Below are 15361 nucleotides of genomic sequence, written 5' to 3'. Positions count from 1 at the left end.
GCTCTCTCCCGCCTGGGTACCATGTGATATCGGTCACACCGCGTCCCATCTGGGGGGATGGACATGCAGCGAGTCGTCAACCGTACGTGGATAGCCGCCGTCATCACTCTGGTCGGGCTCGGGGGCGCCACCGTCACTCCGGTGGTGTCCCCGCCCGCCGCAGCGCTCGTGGTCGATATCCAGCTCACCGCGGATGCCGAGCAGATCACGCTCGATCTGGTGCGGCACGGCCAATCGACCGACGACCTCAACAACATCCTCGGCACGCTGCCACCGGGTGCTCCGCTCACCGAGGCAGGGGTACAGCAGGCGAACGCCGTCGCCCAGGCCATTGCGGGCGAGTTCCCGAATGGCATCTCCGGCATCTATGCCTCCGAGCTCATCCGGACCCAGGAGACAGCGGACCCGCTGGCGCAGGCGCTGATGATGGACGTGCAGATCCTCGCCGGGCTCAACGAGGTGGGCGCCGGCATCTTCGAAGGCCAACCACGTGACCTGACGACCGAGATCGGCTACTTCGCGCCGATGGCAGCGTGGGTCCTCGGCTTCGTACTGGTGCCAGAGTTCGGCGGCATCAACGGCGTGCAGTTCGACGAGCAGGTCGGCGGCGCCATCGACACCATCTACACCAACACCATTGCCGGCGATGGCCCACTGGCTGACGTGGCGTACACCAGCGGCGGAGTGATCGCCATCTGGACATTGATGAACGTGCAGAACCCGCCCGTATTGCTGCTTCTGCAGCAGTTGCTCGAGACGCTGGGGCCGCCACCCAATGCCGGTCAAGCCATCCTGCAGGGCAGCCCCACTGACGGCTGGACGATGGTCAGCTGGGACGGGACGCCAGTCCCGCAGACCCCGGATCTGTTCACCGGCTTGTTCGTCGACGTCCGAGACCTGATCGTCGCACCGCAGGTGGCCGCCTGGAACGTCTGGGAGGCCATTCAGGGCGGCGATTCCGCCGACATCACCGCCGCGCTGCAGACCGGCTTTAACGACGTGCTCGCGGCATTCACCGCGTTCCCGCAAGCGGTGATCGACACCATCACCGGCGCCCTGGGCGACAGCACCGGCTCAGCCGCCGACTCGATGGCCGACGGTTTGGTGGGAGCGATCTGACCCGGGGCGGGGCCAGCCGTTAGGCTGGCTCACTATGACGAGCACGGACCCGACGCCGAACCCGCACGCCACCGCTGAGCAGGTGGAGGCCGCCCGGCACGACAGCAAGCTCGCTCAGGTGCTCTATCACGACTGGGAGGCCGAGCAGTACGACGAGAAGTGGTCGATCTCCTACGACGAGCGCTGTATCGACTACGCCCGCGGCCGCTTCGATGCGATCGTGCCGGCCGCTGAGCGCACCGGAGAAGCACCGCTGTACGACCGGGCGCTGGAACTGGGCTGCGGCACGGGATTCTTCCTGCTCAACCTGATGCAGTCCGGCGTAGCGCGGCGCGGCTCGGTCACCGACCTGTCGCCGGGCATGGTTAAGGTCGCCACCCGCAACGGTCAGTCCCTGGGCCTGGACGTCGACGGGCGGGTCGCCGACGCCGAGGGCATCCCGTACGAGGACAACACCTTCGACCTGGTGGTCGGCCATGCGGTGCTGCACCACATCCCCGACGTCGAACTGTCGCTGCGCGAGGTGGTCCGGGTGCTCAAGCCCGGTGGGCGATTCATCTTCGCCGGCGAACCCACCACGGTCGGCAACTTCTATGCCCGCCGGCTGGCCGACCTGACCTGGAAGACCACGGTCGCCGCGATGAAGCTGCCCGGAATGGGCTCCTGGCGCCGACCGCAGGAAGAGCTCGACGAGAACTCGCGCGCCGCCGCACTCGAGTGGATCGTGGACCTGCACACCTTCGAGCCGCGCGACCTGGAGCGGATGGCGAGCAACGCCGGCGCGGTCGACGTGCAGACCGCCAGCGAAGAGTTCACCGCCGCCATGCTGGGCTGGCCGGTCCGGACCTTCGAGTCGACGGTCCCGCCGGGCAAGCTCGGCTGGGGCTGGGCGCGGTTCGCCTTCGGCAGCTGGACGGCCTTGAGCTGGGTGGACTCCAACATCTGGCGCCGGGTGGTCCCCAAGGGCTGGTTCTACAACCTGATGATCACCGGGGTTAAGCCGTCCTGACTGCCGGCTTCAGATTTGAAGTCGACGACGTCGGCTATCTGAGCTCGCCGGTCGGGGTCACCGCCCTGGCCGAGGTCGGCGGCTTCGCGCTCACCGACGCCAGCAGGATCGCCGACATCACCGCCCTGCGCGGCCGCTTCGGCACCCGCGCGCCCGCGTTGGTGGAGACCGTGCTGCTGCGCCGGCGTGCCGCCGCCAAACTCGCTGAGCTGCCCGAGACGTCGCGGTGGCTGTTCACCGACGAGGCCCTGCAACAGGCCAGTGCCGCCCCGGTGGCGCGGCACCGGGCTCACCGCATCGCCGCCGCGGCACCAGGTGCCGTCGTGCACGACGTGACCTGCTCGGTCGGCACCGAGCTGGCCGCCTTCCTGGCGGCCGGCCTGCCGGCGGATCGGCTGCTGGGCAGTGATCTCGACTCGGTACGGCTGGCGATGGCGCGCCACAACGTGGGCGTCGACTGCGTTGTACGAGCCGATGCACTGGTGCCGGTCAGCCGCGGCACGGTGGTGTTGGCCGACCCCGGCCGGCGAGGCGGCGGGCGGCGTCGTTTCGACCCGACCGACTATCAGCCCGCCCTGGATCGGTTGCTGGATGTCTACCGCGACCGCGACATGGTGGTAAAGGTCGCTCCCGGAATCGATTTCGACAAGGTGGGGGAGCTCGGATTTCAGGGCGAGATCGAAGTCACCTCGTGGCGCGCCTCGGTGCGGGAGGCCTGTCTGTGGTCGCCCGCCCTGGCCGAGACCGGGGTGCGCCGCCGGGCGGTGATCCTGGACCGCGACGAGCAGATCACCGACGCCGACCCGCCCGACTGTGATGTGCGTCCGGCGGGGCGCTGGCTCATCGACCCCGACGGTGCGGTGGTGCGGGCCGGTCTGGTCCGCCAGTACGGCGCCCGGCATGGGCTGTGGCAGCTCGATCCCGACATCGCCTATCTCTCCGGTGACGAATTGCCGGACGGGGTACGCGGATTCGAGGTGCTCGAGTCGCTGGCCTACAGCGAGAAACGCCTCCGTCAGGTGTTGACGGCACGCGACTGCGGTGCCCTGGAGATCCTGGTGCGCGGTGTACGCGACGTGCAGGCCGACCCGGACGGGCTGCGTCGCCGGTTGCGGCTGCGCGGGGCGCAGGCCCTGTCGGTGGTGATCACCCGCATCGGGACGGGGGCAGCGGCGCGGGCGATTGCGTTCGTCTGCCGTCCGTCGCGCTAAGGCGCCCGGTAGGCTGTCGTCTTCGGGCCATTCCTGCTTGCTGCGGCAAGGCGAGACAAAGCGAGACAAACCGACAATGCGCATTCTGGTGGCCGCCCTGGTGGCGGGCGGTGCGGTGGGCAGTTGGCTGGGCATGACGGGTGTGCCCTCGGCGGGCGCGGTGTCGCCCTGTGCCGAACTGGGCGGCACGCTCGAGTCCGGGCAATGCCACGTCCACTCGTCCAATGCCAACTACACCCTGGATATGCGGTTTCCGGTCGACTACCCCGACCAGCAGACCCTGACCGACTACCTGGTGCAGAACCGCGACGGGTTCTTGACCGTGGCCAAGTCACCCGGGTCGCGGGATATGCCGTACGAAATGGATGCCACATCTGAGCAGCACCGTTCGGGTCAAGCCCCCAAAGGCACCCAGAGCGTCGTGCTGAAGATCTTCCAAGACCTCGGCGGCCCGCAGCCCTCCACCTGGTACCAGTCGTTCAACTACGACCTGGGGACGCGCAAGCCGATCACGTTCGAGACCCTGTTCGTGCCGGGCAGCAAGCCGCTGGAAGTGATCTTTCCGGTCGTGCAGCGCGACCTCGAGCGCCAAACCGGAGTGCCGGCCATCCTGATCTCGTCGGGTTCCGGGATGGACCCGGCGCACTACCAGAACTTCGCCATCACCAACGACGAGGTGATCTTCTATTTCGCACCCGGCGAGCTGCTGCCGATGAGCTCCGGCGCCACTTCGGTGAAAGTGCCGCGCACGGCACTCCCGGCGCTGGCCGTCTAAGCGATCGCGCTGGGGGAGTAGTCGCGATTACGCGGGGGCGAAGCTGAACACCTGACCGGCGCTGGTGGCGACCGCCACCCGCCGGTCATTGCCGACCGACACCCCGACGGGAAACCCGCGCGCCTCGGGCAGCGGATAGCTGTTGATGGTGTGGCCGTCTGCCGGGTCGAACACCAGCAGCGACAAACCTGCCGGGCCGAGGCTGGTGCCCGCGACCACGGTGTAGCCCACCTTGCCGGCCAGGCTCGATGAGGACAGCGGCACGGTGTCCTCGCGGCGCCACACCTGCTCGGCGTAGTCACCGCGGTCGGCGTAGGCGACCAGTTCGGTGTCGGGGCCACCGCCCGAGACGATCAATCCGCCGGGCGTCACCGCCGGTGGTGTTTGGGCCAGGAACTTCAGTGGCACTGACCATTTCGCCTTGCCGTCGGCGGCATTGATCGCCCACAGGCGTTGGTCGCGCCCGTTGACGTAGACCGTCTCACCGTCGGCGGACAGCACGGGGCTGGCCAATACCCCGGCCGCGACGGCGTCGCTGCTCCACTCCTGGGTGAGCAGTGGGACGCCGCCCGGGTGGTATTTGAGGCCGACCAAGCCGGACTCCTTGGCGCCCGGCTGCCACAGGCTCACCACCGCGATATTGCTCTCCGGCGAGAAGGCCGGGGCGGCGGCGACCGGGCAGTCGGGCCGCGCGCCGGCGCAGTCGGACAATCCGCGCCGGAAGTCGGTCGGGTCGACACCGTCCACCAGGTCCAGCGGGGTGCCGACGACGGCGCCGCGGTGCGCATCGAAAACCAGTACCTGGCCCAGATGGGTCACGACCAGCAGCTGGCCGTCGCCGAGGATCCGCGGCGTTGAGGGCATTCCGATCACCGGTGCGCGCCAGCGGATCCACTGGGTGGGCGGGAACGACAGCATGGCGCCCGGCTGTCCGACATAGACGTTGTCGAAGCCGTCGATGAGCGGGCTGAAGAACCCACCGCCCTGATGCAGCCGTGTGCACCAGCGTTGCCGGCCGCGGTCGGCGTTCTCCCACTGCATCAGCGAGCAACCCGAGTCGGTCTGGGCGTTGAGCATCATCCAGCCGTGGACGCCCAGGGCGGGCTGGGCTCCCAGCTCACCCTTGACCGAGCGGATCCAGTCCAGTTGCAGGTCGGCGGCTCCCGCGGTGGCGGTATGACTGCTGTTGGCGGCGTCCGCGTACTGGGCGGGCCAGCCCGGCGCGGGCGCGGCATCCACCCACGAATCGGTGTTGGAGCAGCCGCCAAGAAGCCCCGCCAGCGCCATCATTGCGATTCCGGCTAGGACACCACGTCGCCGCAACACAGTGGCAATCCCCAATCCCCGGCCGGTCAGTGAACGAGTCCAGGTGAGGGTAGCGCGTGGGTAGATCGCGCTCGCGTAGGCTTTCCGGCCATGACGACGATGTGGGGTGCTCCAATCCACAAACGCTGGCGGGGTTCGCGGCTGCGGGACCCGCGCCAGGCCAAGTTCCTCACGCTGGCCTCGCTGCGCTGGGTGCTGGCCAACCGGGCCTACACACCGTGGTACCTGGTCCGCTACTGGCGCCTGCTGAAGTTCAAGCTGGCCAACCCGCACATCATCACCCGCGGCATGGTGTTCCTGGGCAAGGGTGTCGAGATCCAGGCCACCCCGGAGATGTCGCACATGGAGATCGGCCGCTGGGTGCACATCGGCGACAAGAACACCATCCGGGCACACGAGGGCTCGCTGCGATTCGGCGACAAAGTGGTGTTGGGACGCGACAACGTCATCAACACCTATCTCGACATCGAGCTGGGCGACTCGGTGCTGATGGCCGACTGGTGCTACGTCTGCGACTTCGACCACAAGATGGATGACATCAACGTGCCGATCAAGGACCAGGGCATCATCAAGAGCCCGGTGCGGATCGGTCCGGACACCTGGATCGCGGCGAAAGTCACCATCCTGCGCGACACCAGCGTCGGCCGTGGTTGCGTCCTGGGCGCCCACGCGGTGGTCAAGGGCGTCATCCCCGACTACTCGATTGCGGTGGGAGCACCGGCCAAGGTGGTCAAGAACCGCAAACTGGCCTGGGAGACCTCGGCCGCCGAGCGGGCGGAGCTGGCCGCCGCACTGGCCGACATCGAACGTAAGAAGGCCTCCCAGAGCTGAGTTGCCGGTGACGCGACCGCGGGTAGTCATAGCAGGGCTGGGCGACAGCGGCGTGCTCACCGCGATCCGGCTGGCCAAGCACGCCGACGTGGTGGGCATTTCGGTCAAGCCCGCCCTGGTGAGCGGTCAAGAGCTCGGTCTGCGGCTGTCCCGCCCGCACCAGTGGGCGCGGGACTACTGGCTGCCCTTCGACCGATTCGCGCGACTGGACGCGGTGCGCACCGTGCACGGCGCGGTGACCGGCGTCGATCTCGATGGTGGAGCTCTGAGGGTCGCTTGCGCCGACGGCGCCACCCGCGACGAGCCCTATGACGCCCTGATCATCTCGACCGGAGTCAGCAACGGCTTCTGGCGTCAGCCCACGACGCAGTCGGCCGGCGATGTCGCCGCGGAGCTGACCGAGGCGCACAGTCGACTGGCCACCGCCGAATCGGTCATCGTCGTGGGCGGTGGTGCCGCGGCGGTCAGCAGCGCCGTCAACATCGCACGCACCTGGCCGGCCAAACGGGTCGCCCTGTATTTCCCGGGTCAGCGCCCCCTGCGTGAGCACCATCGGCGGGTCTGGAACACCGTCGAACGCAGGTTGGTCGACGCGCGTGTGGCGCTGCATGCCGAACACCGCGCGCTGGTGCCCGAGGGGTTCTGCTGCGACCGCATCACCGCTGACCCGGTTCATTTCAGCACCGGTCAGGACCCGGCATCGGCCGATGCCGTGCTGTGGGCGATCGGACGGGTGCGACCGAACACCGACTGGTTGCCGGCCGAGCTGCTCGACGAGGCCGGCTTCGTCCGAGTGATGCCCGACCTGCGGGTGCCCGGACATTCGACAGTGTTCGCGATCGGCGACGTCGCGGCGACCGACCCGCTGCGCAGCTCGGCCCGCAACCGGGCCGACGGCCTGCTGGCCCATAACGTGCGGGCCGCCCTCACCGGCCGCCCGCTCCGGCACTACCGGCCGCCAACCAGGCGTTGGGGTTCGGTGCTGGGGCCGGGGCCCGAGGGCCTGGAGGTGTTCGCGCCCTCTGGGCGCGCGTTCCGGTTCCCGGCCTGGTCGATCGACCGCGTGCTGCTTCCCTGGATCGTCCGGCGGGGCATCTATCGCGGCGTGCGCCCCAACGATCCGCTGAAAACTGCCAGAATCGAATGATGACGACACCGGCATTCTCCGATGTGTACCGGGAAAAGTATCTGCTGCTGACGACGTTCACCAAGGACGGCAAGCCCAAACCCACCGCGGTCTGGGGGGCGCCCGTCGGGGACAAGCTCTTGGTCATCACCGACGACGGGTCGTGGAAGACCAAGCGGATCAAGAACACTCCGCGGGTCACCATCCAAAAGTGCGGCGCACTCGGCAAGCCCAAAGGCGATCCCGTTGAGGCGGTGGCCCGAGTGCTGCCCAAGTCCGAGACCCGGCGGGTCTACGACGCCGTCATCAAGCGGTACTGGTGGCACGCCTGGTGGTTCGTCCCGCACTCGCTCGTGCGCGGTGGAATCGACAAGGTGCACATCGGCCTGGAAATCACCGCCGCCTGACCCGCCTCGAGTTTTCAGGCGAACTCAAGCAGCGTGTAGGCGCCCCGGAGATTCTTGATGGGGCCCCACTGCCAGAAAGTCGGGAACAGTGTTCCGAAGAACAGGCCACGCCCTTTGGGTATCGGCACATCGTGCACGGCACTGATGCCCGGCACCGTCTGGGACAGCCCGGCGAGCTGACGCGGCGACAGGCTGAACGGCATCGGGGGCACGCGATAGTGCCGCGATGAACGCATCCCGCGCGGAGCCACTTTCTTGACCAGGGTCGGTGGGACGTCGAAGAACATCTGACCGCCGGGGAAACGATCGGCGCACGCCGCGATGAGGTCCATCGCCTCGCGCGGCTGCAGATACATCAGCAGGCCTTCGGCGGTGATGAAGACCCCGGCGCTGGAGTCGACCTGGTCCATCCAGCTGTAGTCCAACGCCGACTGCGCCAGGTTGGTGATGCGCGGTGAGGTCGGCAGCAATCGTTCGCGAAGCCGCATCACCGGCTCTAAATCCACTGATACCCAATTGAACCGCGGATCGGGTAGGGCACGGCTCAAGCGCCAGAAGCTGGTTTGGAAGCCTTCGGCAAGTGCGACAACCGTCGCGTCGGGGTGCTCACGCAGATACGCCGTCGCGCATCGATCAACGGCCAGCGACCGCAACGCCATCTCTTGGCCACGACGTCCGAACTTGTCGAAGTCGAACGCGATGGACTCGACGAGTCGAACAGCCTCCGGGTCGTCGATGATGGCGTTGGAGTGTGCGGCCTGATATGCCCGACCGTTGAGCGTCATCAGGGCGGTTTCCGAAACTCCGTTCAGCGCACGGGCGTCGACTTTGGATTCGGCTGGGCGGTCCATCGCGCCCATGGTATCGGAGAAAACTGGTGAGCCGGGCTGCCGGAGCTAGGGTTTCACTGCGGGCAGCACCCGTTCGACCAGCAGTCGCAGGCTCTCCCAGCCCTCGTCCAACGGCAGGCCGCCGATCAGGGGGTGCAGGGTCACCCCGGTGCGGCCGGCGTGACACTGTGCCACGAGCTCTTCGGGAGTCAGCACCTCGATCTTGGCCGATGCGCGCAGCTCGGCGATGGTAGCGGTCGGACTCTCGTTGGGGCGAGGCACCTCGGCCACCGCCCAGGAACTGTATTCGGTTGCCTCGTGCAGGAAATGCTCACCACATCGTGCCCACGCCGCTTCGGGGTCGGTGGTCAGATGAGTCACGGTGTTGCCGTTCTCGGGGCTGAACACGAAACCCTGCTTGCCGTTGCGTGCCAGTTCATCTCGATACACCGATTCGATCTCGGGCATGGGCATCGGCGGCGAGAACGGCAAACCGAACCGGGCCGCTCGGCGGGCGGCCGCGGTGCTCATCCCGCCGATGAAGAACACCGGATGCGGCTTGGTGTACGGCTTGGGTGTCACGTCGATCAGCTGGCCGTGGTACTCGAACGGCTCGTCGCCCCAGGCTTTGAGCAGCACGTCGAGGCATTCGTCCATCAAGCGGCCCCGTCGCCGGAAATCCTTGCCCACCGCGTGGTATTCCTCTGGGCGGTAACCGATTCCGGCGACGAAGCTGACTCGCCCGGCGGACAGCTGGTCGAGCACCGCGATGTCCTCGGCGAGGCGCACCGGGTCGTAGAGCGGTATCAGCAGCGCGTTGATGCTGATGCGAATGTTGGTGGTGCATCCGGCGACGGCGGCGGCCATCAACAGCGGCGCGGGAAGCCAGCCGGTGGCCGCAAGATGATGTTCTTCGCAGCCGACCGCGGTGACTCCGTTGGCGTCGGCATAGGACGCCATCTCCAACGCCGCCCGGTACCGCTCGGCATTTTCGGCACCGGGGATGTTCGTCATGTTCAGCCGCAGGGCGCTCAGTAGTGGCATGGGATTGGTCGGTCACCTCCTGGGCGCCACCGTAGCGCACGAAATGATCAATCGATTGATTATGTCCGCGTCCCGCCGTTAGCCTAGGGGCTGTGACCGGTGCGCCAACCCCGCTGCTGATCGACGGCGCGCTGGTCGCCGGCGGTGCGGGCGCCTTCAACACCATCAACCCGGCCACCGAGGAAGCCATCGGTGCGGCCGCCGACGGTGACGCCGCCGATCTCGACCGCGCTGTCGCCGCCGCCCGCACGGCGTTCGACTCCTCGGACTGGGGCCGTGACACCGCCTTGCGGGTGCACTGCCTGCGCCAACTCCGCGACGTGCTCAACGACGAGATCGAGACGCTGCGTGAGATCACCATCGCCGAGGTGGGGGCACCACGGGCGCTGACCTATCGGGGCCAGCTGCAGACTCCCGTCGATGACCTGGATTTCCCGGCCGCCACTGCGGAGAGCTACCCCTGGCAGGTGGACCTCGGGGTGGCGGCTCCGTTGGGCATCACCACCGCGCGCACCCTTGTGCGGGAGCCGTTCGGCGTGGTCGGGGCGATCACCCCGTGGAACTTCCCTCACCAGGTCACGTTCGCCAAGATCGGGCCGGCGCTGGCGGCCGGCAACACCGTCGTCCTCAAGCCGGCACCCGACACCCCCTGGTGCGCAGCAGAAGTCGGTCGGATCATCGCCGAGAAGACCGACTTCCCGCCCGGAGTGGTCAACATCGTCACCGCGTCCGACCACCGTATCGGTGCCCGGCTCGCGCAGGACCCGCGTGTCGACGTGGTCTCTTTCACGGGCTCCACGGCGACCGGTCGCTCGGTGATGACCGCGGCCGCGCAGACCATCAAGAAGGTCTTTTTGGAACTGGGCGGCAAGTCGGCGTTCGTGGTCCTCGATGACGCCGACCTGTCCGCCGCGTGCACGGCCGCCGCGTCGACGGTGGCGATGCATGCCGGCCAGGGGTGCGCACTGACCACCCGGCTGCTGGTGCCGCGTGAACGCTACGGCGAGGCGCTCGACCTGGTGTCTGCCGCGATGTCACGGGTGCCCGTGGGTGACCCCAATGATCCGAAAACGCTGTGCGGACCGCTGATCTCGGCGAAGCAGCGAGACCGCGTGCAGTCCTACCTGGATCTGGCGATCGCCGAAGGCGGGACGTTTCACTGCGGCGGCGGCCGACCGGCCGGAGTCGACCGAGGCTTCTTCATCGAGCCGACGGTGATCGGCGGGCTGACAAACGAGGCCCGGGTGGCCCGCGAGGAGATCTTCGGGCCGGTGTTGGTGGTGCTGGCTCACGACGGCGACGCGGACGCACTGCGCATCGCCAATGACTCGCCGTATGGATTGTCCGCCACCGTGTTCGGGACCTACGACCGTGCCGCTCGAATGGCGTCGCGACTACGTGCCGGGACCGTCAACGTCAATGGCGGGATGTGGTACTCCGCCGACGTACCGTTCGGGGGATACAAGCAATCGGGAGTTGGTCGGGAGATGGGATTGGCGGGCTTCGAGGAATACCTCGAGACCAAAGTGGTGGCCACCGCGGTGCGTGGGGCGCAAGGCTGATGGCCGGGCCACCCGACCCGCAGGTGCTGGCGGCGTTGCTGGCGATGCGCGACGGCGCCGACAATGCGCCGGCGCCGCAGGTCGGCGATGTCGCCGCACGTCGTCGCAACGTGGGTCATACCTTCAATCAGGTGCTGGCGTCGCTGGCACCGGTCACCGGCGTAGAGACAAAAGAGTTTTCGCTGACCTGCGACGGGGGCACGCTGCCGTTGCGCTGGTACCGGCGCAACGGCGCCGATCAGCCCGGCAGCGCCGCGCTGTATCTGCACGGCGGCGGCATGATCCTGGACTGGGGACACTTGGGTCCGCTCTACGATGCGGCGGTGCGCGGCTACGTCGCTGCCTCCGGGGTACCGATGCTGGTGGTGGATTACCGTGTGGCGCCGGAATTCCCGCATCCGACTCCGCTTCAGGACTGCTACGCGGCATTGTGCTGGCTCGGCGAGCACGCCGGCGACCTAGGAGTCGACGCGTCCCGGCTGGCCGTGATGGGCGACAGCGCCGGCGGGGGACTGGCCGCAGGCGTGGGCCTGCTGGCCCGCGACCGGGGCGGACCGGCGATCGCAGCTCAGCTGTTGATCTACCCCATGCTCGACGACCGCACCCGCGAGGCGGGCGCCGCGGGCGCCACCCTGCTCACCTGGAGCTACGACGACAACGCCACCGGCTGGTCAGCTCTGCTGGGCGAAGGTGGCGCCGACGGCTACGCCGCCCCGGCCCGCGCCGACGACCTGGCCGGCCTGCCGCCGACCTACGTCGATGTCGGCGGGCTGGACATCTTCGCGCCGGAGGACGTCGCCTTTGCTCACCGCCTGGTTGCGGCGGGGGTCCCCGTCGAGCTGCATGTGTACCCTGGTTGCCCGCACGCGTTCGACCTGCTTGCGCCCGAAGCCGAGGTGTCTCAACGGGTTATCGCGCACCGAGTGAGGTATCTGGCGGCGCTGTAGCCGCGCCGAAGAGCCTGCGTAGCGCCGACTCGTCACCGTCGATCTCGACCAGTGCAGCCACGTCGTCAAAGCACAACACGCCCGCCGCGAGGCCGAGGACCAAAGGCGCCTCGGTGTGCAGCACGGCAGCAAGCGGACGCCCGTCGGGTTCGCCGACATCGATACCGGACTCGGTGGCCTGCAGTTGAACCATTCCGCCGTCCACGGCGACTCCCACCGCCACCGACGGGCCCGCTGCCACCCGATCGGCGAACAGGGCGGGAAGGGCCAGTCGCAGCCACTCGGCGCGGAATTCATCGCCCTGGGGGCCGCGGATCATCAACGGCGTGGACCAGCGGACCAGCGCGTAGATCGGCTCGCGCAGTTGCGCGCCCCAGGGGGTCAGTGCGTAGGTCACCGCCTTGCCGTCGTCGGTCAATCGCCGATCGAGGACCCCCGCGGTCTCCAGATCGCGGAGCCGGTCGGCCAGCAGGTTCGTTGCGACCCCGGACAGCCCGTCGCGCAACTCGCGGTAGCGGGCCGGGCCCATCAGGAGCTGGCGCACGATCAACAGATTCCACCGGTCACCCACCACATCCAGGGCCCGGGCAAGTCCGCAGTACTGACCGTAGTCTCGACTCATCACCGTCTGCTTGCTAATTTAAAGTGAACTTGACTATATCAAGTGGCAAGGGGGATCGGCATGGCAGACGCCCAACGGCCCGCGTGGGTCGACGACACGTTGTTTCCGTTCGAGAGCCGGTTCCTCGACATCGACGGGAACCGCGTCCACTACGTGGATGAGGGATCCGGGCCGGTGCTGCTGTTCCTGCATGGCAACCCGACCTGGTCGTTCGACTATCGCAAGATCATCGAAGCGTTGCGGCCGGACTTTCGATGCATCGCGGTGGACTATCCCGGGTTCGGCCTGTCGGCGGCGGGGCCGGGCTACCGGTACCTACCCACCGAACACACGCAGGTGATCGGCGCGTTCGTCGATGCGCTCGCCCTCAGCGGGATCACCTTGGTGGTGCACGACTGGGGTGGTCCGATCGGGTTGGCCGTCATACAACAACGTCCCGAGATCTTCGAACGGTTGGTGCTGTCCAATACGTGGGCATGGCCCGTCGGTGCTCCGCTCGTGCAGGTCATGTCGCATGTGATGGGTGGCCCGATCGGACGCCTGCTGATCAGACAGTTCAACCTCTTCGTCAACGTCATGATCCCCGTCGGGCACCGCCTCACCAAGCCCACCCGCAAGGAGATGGACCACTACCAAAAAGCCCTCGATAGCCCCGCGCGTCGAGAGGCGTCGGCGGTCTTTCCGCGCGAGATCACCGCCAGCCGAGACTTTCTCGCCGACCTCGAATCCGGGTTGCCCGCCATCGCGGGGCTGCCGACGCTGATCATCTGGGGTGACGGCGATTTCGCCTTCGGCGACAGGGAATTACGGCAGTGGGAACAGACGCTGACCAATCATCAGACCGTGATCGTCGAAGGCGCCGGCCATTTCGTTCCCTCCGATGCCCCCGAACAATTCGCCGCGGCGATCCGCGACTGGCATCCGGGGCAATAGTGGCCTACGACGCGCAGCTGGCGGCCCGCGTGCGGGAGATGTTCGCCGCAGATGGCCCACCGGTGCTGGAGAAGGCGATGTTCGGCGGCCTGGCGTTCCTGGTCGCCGGCAAGATCGCAGTCGCCGCTATGGCCGGTGGGCTGCTGGTCCGCGTGGGTGCCGCGCGTGCCGAACAGTTGCTGAAAACCACCGCCGCCCAGCCGATGGAGATGGGCGGACGGACCATGCGTGGCTGGGTCCATGTCGATGGCGAGCACATCGGTTCTGCGCATCAGCTCGCCGAATGGGTTGATATCGGAATCGCCGCCGCGGCAAGCGCTTAGGACGCGGCAGCAGCCTAGAACAGCGTGCCGCGGATGAGTTCTTCGGCGCAGCGCAGAGTGACCCGGTAGGCGGCCGGTGATGCCTGCGCTGCCTGCTCGGTCAACCCCCGCGTCAATGCGTAGACGGCGTCCGCGGCGCCGTCGCCGTCCACATCGGTTGCCAGCGACCCGCCGCGTCGCGCTTCACCGACGACCTCACCGATGACCTCGCGCAACGGCGAGACCTCGCCCGTGGCACGTTCGAAGGCGGCCAGATACGGGTGGTCGTGGCTCAACCGATCGGCCTCGGCAAGTATCGCGGCCAGCTGATCAGCCACAGTGCCGGTCCGCTGTGCCGCGGCGTGTAATCGGGGCAGGGCGATCTCTCGTGCGGCGGCCACGGTCGCCGCCATCAGCTCATCCTTGTTCGGAAAGTAGTGGTAGAGGCTTGCGCTGGTCACGTCGGCGGCGGAGGCGATATCGCGGATAGTGGCGCCGGAACGGCCGACTTCGGCGACGCGCCGGATCGCTGCGCTGATGATCCGCTGGCGGGTTTCTTCGCTGCTGGTTCCAGCCGGTCGACCCCGCGGCGACGAAGTCAGGGGCATGATCACCTCAGATTAACCCGCCGGCGATCCGGCGGGTCACACACAGTGCCGGTTGTCGAGCGCCGGTGTCGAGGGCTGCGAGGATGTGTCCATGTCGACTCCGCAGCTGGGCCGCCCGGTCGGCGCCGTCGGCGGCCAGACCCGCCAGCGGATCATCGCCGCCACCATTGCGTGTGTAGCCGAATTGGGCTACGCGCGGACCACGATCCGTCAGATCGCGAGTACCGCGGGTGTCACCAGCGCCAACATCTACAACTATTTTCCGAACAAGGCCGAACTGGTGGCGGCCGCCATCGCCGCGCGGGCCGAGATCGCGCTGCCGCGACTGCGGCGCGCCGCGCAGCGGCCCGGCACCGTGGTCGACCGGATCGAGGCCCTGCTCGACGAGTCCGGCAACCTCATGCGCGAGCATCCCGATCTCGCCACCTTCGAGTGGGCGATACGCGCTCAGAATGCCGTCACCGTGTATCCGGGGGAGGCCGGCAGCGGGGGGCTCGAGGCGCTGCGCGACATCATCACCGGGATCGTGCACGACGGCACTCATCGCGACGCCAGCGCAACGCGGCCGGAAGTCGAGGTCACCTACGCCCTGGTCTATGGCCTGACCGAGTTGGCGGCGACCGGCTCGCCGGAGACCTATCAGGCGGCGCTGGCCGCCGCGAAGCGGCTGATCAGGGGAACCCTGTTCGACGGCCATTGATATGATCAA

General features: G+C 67.8%; 17 protein-coding genes. 12 read left to right on the top strand and 5 right to left on the bottom strand.

Going from position 1 to position 15361, the window contains the following annotated elements:
- Positions 1-57: 57 nt before the first annotated feature.
- From ACJH71_RS07940 to ACJH71_RS07925, 4 genes are all read left to right on the top strand, one after another.
- Entirely contained in the window at positions 58-1119 is a 1062-nt protein-coding gene (locus tag ACJH71_RS07940; RefSeq protein WP_406757473.1) for a histidine phosphatase family protein, read from the top strand.
- Between the two features lie 34 nt (positions 1120-1153).
- Entirely contained in the window at positions 1154-2128 is a 975-nt protein-coding gene (locus ACJH71_RS07935) for a class I SAM-dependent methyltransferase (RefSeq protein WP_406757472.1), read from the top strand.
- Complete coding sequence (locus ACJH71_RS07930) at positions 2125-3339, top strand: THUMP-like domain-containing protein (protein WP_406757624.1); 1215 nt, start codon at positions 2125-2127, stop codon at positions 3337-3339. Before ACJH71_RS07935 ends, ACJH71_RS07930 begins: the two co-directional genes overlap by 4 nt.
- Before the next feature lie 76 nt (positions 3340-3415).
- Positions 3416-4114 carry an esterase gene (locus ACJH71_RS07925; protein WP_406757471.1) on the top strand — a complete coding sequence of 233 codons (699 nt, stop codon included), beginning with the start codon at positions 3416-3418 and terminating at the stop codon, positions 4112-4114.
- Between the two features lie 27 nt (positions 4115-4141).
- On the opposite strand, the gene ACJH71_RS07920 is transcribed toward ACJH71_RS07925, so the two are convergent.
- Complete coding sequence (locus ACJH71_RS07920) at positions 4142-5404, bottom strand: PQQ-binding-like beta-propeller repeat protein (RefSeq protein ID WP_406757470.1); 1263 nt, start codon at positions 5402-5404, stop codon at positions 4142-4144.
- Between the two features lie 126 nt (positions 5405-5530).
- Here ACJH71_RS07920 and ACJH71_RS07915 point away from each other — a divergent pair, with 126 nt between their 5' ends.
- The 3 genes from ACJH71_RS07915 to ACJH71_RS07905 are packed head-to-tail and all read left to right on the top strand — an operon-like array spanning position 5531 to position 7804.
- Positions 5531-6271: an acyltransferase gene (locus ACJH71_RS07915; protein WP_308483749.1), complete on the top strand. Its 741-nt coding sequence runs from the start codon at positions 5531-5533 to the stop codon at positions 6269-6271.
- A 7-nt stretch (positions 6272-6278) separates the two neighbouring features.
- Positions 6279-7418, top strand: coding sequence for an FAD-dependent oxidoreductase (locus ACJH71_RS07910; RefSeq protein WP_406757469.1), 1140 nt, complete (start codon positions 6279-6281; stop codon positions 7416-7418).
- On the top strand, positions 7415-7804 hold the full coding sequence (locus ACJH71_RS07905; protein ID WP_406757468.1) for a PPOX class F420-dependent oxidoreductase: 390 nt from the start codon (positions 7415-7417) through the stop codon (positions 7802-7804). The genes ACJH71_RS07910 and ACJH71_RS07905 overlap by 4 nt, the downstream gene beginning before the upstream one ends.
- 14 nt (positions 7805-7818) lie before the next feature.
- Here the strand turns inward: ACJH71_RS07905 and ACJH71_RS07900 are convergent, their stop codons facing one another.
- Positions 7819-8664, bottom strand: a complete 846-nt coding sequence (locus ACJH71_RS07900; RefSeq protein WP_406757467.1) for a class I SAM-dependent methyltransferase — start codon at positions 8662-8664, stop codon at positions 7819-7821.
- Positions 8665-8700: 36 nt separating this feature from the next.
- Positions 8701-9678 carry an LLM class flavin-dependent oxidoreductase gene (locus tag ACJH71_RS07895; protein WP_406757466.1) on the bottom strand — a complete coding sequence of 326 codons (978 nt, stop codon included), beginning with the start codon at positions 9676-9678 and terminating at the stop codon, positions 8701-8703.
- 92 nt (positions 9679-9770) lie between these two features.
- On the opposite strand from ACJH71_RS07895, the gene ACJH71_RS07890 reads away from it, so the two are divergent.
- A complete protein-coding gene (locus ACJH71_RS07890; protein ID WP_406757465.1) occupies positions 9771-11240 on the top strand; it encodes an aldehyde dehydrogenase in 1470 nt (489 codons plus the stop codon).
- Positions 11240-12187, top strand: a complete 948-nt coding sequence (locus ACJH71_RS07885; RefSeq protein ID WP_406757464.1) for an alpha/beta hydrolase — start codon at positions 11240-11242, stop codon at positions 12185-12187. Before ACJH71_RS07890 ends, ACJH71_RS07885 begins: the two co-directional genes overlap by 1 nt.
- Here the strand turns inward: ACJH71_RS07885 and ACJH71_RS07880 are convergent.
- On the bottom strand, positions 12150-12809 hold the full coding sequence (locus ACJH71_RS07880) for a winged helix-turn-helix transcriptional regulator (protein ID WP_406757463.1): 660 nt from the start codon (positions 12807-12809) through the stop codon (positions 12150-12152). The two genes, ACJH71_RS07885 and ACJH71_RS07880, sit on opposite strands and share 38 nt — an antisense overlap.
- 174 nt (positions 12810-12983) lie before the next feature.
- Here ACJH71_RS07880 and ACJH71_RS07875 point away from each other — a divergent pair, with 174 nt between their 5' ends.
- Positions 12984-13742: an alpha/beta fold hydrolase gene (locus ACJH71_RS07875; RefSeq protein WP_406757462.1), complete on the top strand. Its 759-nt coding sequence runs from the start codon at positions 12984-12986 to the stop codon at positions 13740-13742.
- Positions 13742-14065: a TfoX/Sxy family protein gene (locus ACJH71_RS07870; RefSeq protein WP_406757461.1), complete on the top strand. Its 324-nt coding sequence runs from the start codon at positions 13742-13744 to the stop codon at positions 14063-14065. The genes ACJH71_RS07875 and ACJH71_RS07870 overlap by 1 nt, the downstream gene beginning before the upstream one ends.
- 14 nt (positions 14066-14079) lie before the next feature.
- On the opposite strand, the gene ACJH71_RS07865 is transcribed toward ACJH71_RS07870, so the two are convergent.
- Complete coding sequence (locus ACJH71_RS07865) at positions 14080-14652, bottom strand: TetR/AcrR family transcriptional regulator (RefSeq protein WP_406757460.1); 573 nt, start codon at positions 14650-14652, stop codon at positions 14080-14082.
- A gap of 91 nt (positions 14653-14743) precedes the next feature.
- On the opposite strand from ACJH71_RS07865, the gene ACJH71_RS07860 reads away from it, so the two are divergent.
- Complete coding sequence (locus tag ACJH71_RS07860; RefSeq protein ID WP_406757459.1) at positions 14744-15352, top strand: TetR/AcrR family transcriptional regulator; 609 nt, start codon at positions 14744-14746, stop codon at positions 15350-15352.
- Positions 15353-15361 lie beyond the last annotated feature (9 nt).

Source organism: Mycobacterium sp. SMC-15 (assembly GCF_045310925.1).
In the GTDB taxonomy this organism is placed as follows: domain Bacteria; phylum Actinomycetota; class Actinomycetes; order Mycobacteriales; family Mycobacteriaceae; genus Mycobacterium.
Note: the sequence above shows the minus strand (reverse complement) of the source record. Positions and strands in the feature narration are given on the sequence as shown.

Excerpts from the sequence above, each read along its gene's own strand:
- ACJH71_RS07900 (WP_406757467.1), bottom strand. The coding sequence starts at position 8,664 with ATGGGCGCGATGGACCGCCCAGCCGAATCCAAAGTCGACGCCCGTGCG.
- ACJH71_RS07925 (WP_406757471.1), top strand. The coding sequence starts at position 3,416 with ATGCGCATTCTGGTGGCCGCCCTGGTGGCGGGCGGTGCGGTGGGCAGT.
- ACJH71_RS07860 (WP_406757459.1), top strand. The coding sequence starts at position 14,744 with ATGTCGACTCCGCAGCTGGGCCGCCCGGTCGGCGCCGTCGGCGGCCAG.
- ACJH71_RS07895 (WP_406757466.1), bottom strand. The coding sequence starts at position 9,678 with ATGCCACTACTGAGCGCCCTGCGGCTGAACATGACGAACATCCCCGGT.
- ACJH71_RS07920 (WP_406757470.1), bottom strand. The coding sequence starts at position 5,404 with ATGATGGCGCTGGCGGGGCTTCTTGGCGGCTGCTCCAACACCGATTCG.
- ACJH71_RS07915 (WP_308483749.1), top strand. The coding sequence starts at position 5,531 with ATGACGACGATGTGGGGTGCTCCAATCCACAAACGCTGGCGGGGTTCG.
- ACJH71_RS07880 (WP_406757463.1), bottom strand. The coding sequence starts at position 12,809 with ATGAGTCGAGACTACGGTCAGTACTGCGGACTTGCCCGGGCCCTGGAT.
- ACJH71_RS07865 (WP_406757460.1), bottom strand. The coding sequence starts at position 14,652 with ATGCCCCTGACTTCGTCGCCGCGGGGTCGACCGGCTGGAACCAGCAGC.
- ACJH71_RS07935 (WP_406757472.1), top strand. The coding sequence starts at position 1,154 with ATGACGAGCACGGACCCGACGCCGAACCCGCACGCCACCGCTGAGCAG.
- ACJH71_RS07885 (WP_406757464.1), top strand. The coding sequence starts at position 11,240 with ATGGCCGGGCCACCCGACCCGCAGGTGCTGGCGGCGTTGCTGGCGATG.
- ACJH71_RS07905 (WP_406757468.1), top strand. The coding sequence starts at position 7,415 with ATGATGACGACACCGGCATTCTCCGATGTGTACCGGGAAAAGTATCTG.
- ACJH71_RS07940 (WP_406757473.1), top strand. The coding sequence starts at position 58 with ATGGACATGCAGCGAGTCGTCAACCGTACGTGGATAGCCGCCGTCATC.